The organism is Adlercreutzia sp. CNCM I-6207, from assembly GCF_977072305.1.
Genome location: NZ_CDRVLZ010000042.1, coordinates 1 through 2,593, shown reverse-complemented (window position 1 = coordinate 2,593; position 2,593 = coordinate 1). Strand labels below are relative to the sequence as shown.

The following is a 2,593-nucleotide window of genomic DNA, read 5'->3' as shown; positions in this document are numbered from 1 at the left end:
TGCCTCCTGCGCGCTTGTCCGATGATGATTCCGCGCGTCGCCGATACTCATTCCACGCGTTGCCGATAGCCTAAGGCTCTTTCCTCCTCCACTTCCTTTCCTAGAATTCACCTGGGTGCCAAAAGGGCGCCTATGGCCATCTAGGGAAAGGAAAGAAGAATGGTCAAGTACAGAGAAATCCTCCGATTGATCGCGATGGGGGTGAGCCAGGAAAGCGTCGCATTCTCTTGCGGCTGCGCGCAATCGACCGTCTCGGACGTTATCCGAGCGGCACGAGCGCGCGGCCTTTCCTGGCCGCTCCCGGAGGAGATGGACGATGCGGCGATCCGGTCCGTTATCTACCCGAAGAGGAGCCGCAAGGCCACGGACAAGGCCGCCATCGACTTCGAGCATGTGGCCCGGGAGCTTGGACGGCGCGGCATGACGCTGTCGCTTCTGTGGAACGAGTACTGCGATTCCGCCGTGTCGCGGGGCGAGGAGCCCTACATGTACTCGGCCTTCTGCAGGGAGTACAGGAAGTGGGCGCAGGCCCACGACGTCCGCATGCGCATCGACCACAGGCCGGCCGAGACCATCCAGGTGGACTGGGTCGGGGACACGGCGGAAGTGGTCGATCCCGATACGGGCGAACTTCTGAGGGTCTACGTGTTCGCGGGATGCCTGCCCTACTCCAACTACCTGTTCGCCGAGGGATTCTACAGAACCGACGAGCAGGCCTGGATCGACGCCCATGCCCATATGTTCTCCTTCTTCGGCGGCGCGACCCCCGTTCTCGTGCCGGACAACTGCAAGACCGCGGTGTCCAAGAACACCAAAGAGGCGCTCATCGTCAACGAGCAGTACCGCCGCATGAGCGAGCACTACGGGTGCGCCGTCGTGCCCGCCAGGGTCAGAAGGCCCAGGGACAAGGCGAGCGTGGAGATGGGAGTCGGCCTCATCGAGCGCCAGGCCATGCTCGCGCTGAGGGGAAGGCGGTTCATGTCCCTCGGCGAGTTCAACTCGGCCCTTGCGGACCAGGTCGCCGCCATCAACTCGCGCCCCTTCCAAAAGCGCGAGGGCAGCAGGGAGAGCGTATTCCTCGCCCAGGAAAAACCGCTGCTCATCCCGCTGCCGGCGACTCCCTACGAGATGACGGCCCGCAAGGAGGTCACCGTCAATTTTAACTACCACGTGTGCTTCGACGGCTGCTGGTACTCGGTTCCGTTCGAATTCGTGAAGCGCACGGTCGCCGTGGTCGCGACGGCGAGGACCGTGTCGGTGATGGCGGACGGCACGCGGATCGCCATGCACGAGCGCGCTCACCGCAAGGGCGAGTACCGCACCAACCCCGACCACATGCCGGATGCCCACAGGGACTACGCCGAATGGAACGGCGCGCGGTTCAGGTCGTGGGCCGAGAGCATCGGGGAGGCCACCGCGCGGGCGATCGGGGCCATCCTGTCGTCGCGCAGGATCGAGCAGCAGTCGTACCGCTCGTGCCGCGCCGTGCTCGCCCTGGAGAAGACCTATGGAGGGGAGCTTTTGGAGGAAGCGTGCCAAAAGGCCCTTCTCAGGACGCAGAGGCCCAGCTACAAGACTATAAAGGGCGTAATAGCGGCACTTGCCCGGGAAGTCGGGCGCACCGACGAGGCGGCAGGCGCCTATCTGAGGGGCCAGGACTACTACCGAAAGATCGAGAGCGCAGGCGCCGACAACGGCGAGAAAGGCGGACGATGATGGCGAGCCAATCGACTATGGACAAGCTGCACGACATGAGGCTGTCGGTGATGGCCCGGGCCTATCGCGACCAAGAAGAGCTTCCCGCGGCATCAGGATTGAGCTTCGACGAGCGCCTCGCCATGATCGTCGACGCCGAATGGGACTCGCGCAGGACCAACAAGCGCCTTCGGCACCTGAGGCAGGCGGGCTTTCCCGAGCAGGATGCGAATATCGCCGATGTCCGCTACGATGACGACCGAAAACTCGACCGCGCCCAGATGGCCGAGCTGTCCAACTGCTCGTGGATCGCGAGCAGGCGCAACATCATCGTCACAGGGGCGAGCGGAGCCGGCAAGACCTGGATATCCAACGCCCTTGGAGTGGCTGCCTGCAACGCGTTCTACACCGTGCGCTACACCAGGCTGCCGGAGCTGCTGGACGAGCTCACCGTCTTCAAAGACGAGGAATGGCTCAAGCAGCGCAAGAAGTACATCAAGTGCGATCTGCTGATCATCGACGATTGGCTGCTGGAGCAGGTCAAGCCAAATGAGGCCAGGGAGATTATGGAGGTAATCGAGGCGAGGGACAGGACCGGATCGCTCATCCTGTGCTCGCAGTTCCCGCCGTCGGCATGGCACGCGAACCTGGGCAACGGGGCCATTGCCGACGCCGTCATCGACCGCGTGGTGTACAAGTCCTACACCATCCACATTGCAGGCGAGGAATCTATGCGCAAGCGGATGAGAGGAATGGAATAGGAGCAAACCGACGAAGAGCGGGAGGGGTCGAAACGGCCCCTCCCGATTATCGGCGCTGCATGGAACAGGCATCGGCGCTGTGGACATACATCATCGGCGTAGCGTGGAACAGTCACCGCTCAGGCGTACCGTACGCA

2 protein-coding genes are annotated in these 2,593 nt (G+C 63.0%); both read left to right on the top strand.

The window, feature by feature from the left end:
- Window positions 1-159: 159 nt before the first annotated feature.
- On the top strand, window positions 160-1,716 hold the full coding sequence (istA, locus tag ACW4QM_RS11410; RefSeq protein WP_349227992.1) for an IS21 family transposase: 1,557 nt from the start codon (window positions 160-162) through the stop codon (window positions 1,714-1,716).
- Window positions 1,713-2,456, top strand: a complete 744-nt coding sequence (gene istB / locus ACW4QM_RS11405) for an IS21-like element helper ATPase IstB (protein WP_157012860.1) — start codon at window positions 1,713-1,715, stop codon at window positions 2,454-2,456. Before istA ends, istB begins: the two co-directional genes overlap by 4 nt.
- The last annotated feature ends 137 nt before the right edge of the window (window positions 2,457-2,593 follow it).

Excerpts from the sequence above, each read along its gene's own strand:
- istA (WP_349227992.1), top strand. The coding sequence starts at position 160 with ATGGTCAAGTACAGAGAAATCCTCCGATTGATCGCGATGGGGGTGAGC.
- istB (WP_157012860.1), top strand. The coding sequence starts at position 1,713 with ATGATGGCGAGCCAATCGACTATGGACAAGCTGCACGACATGAGGCTG.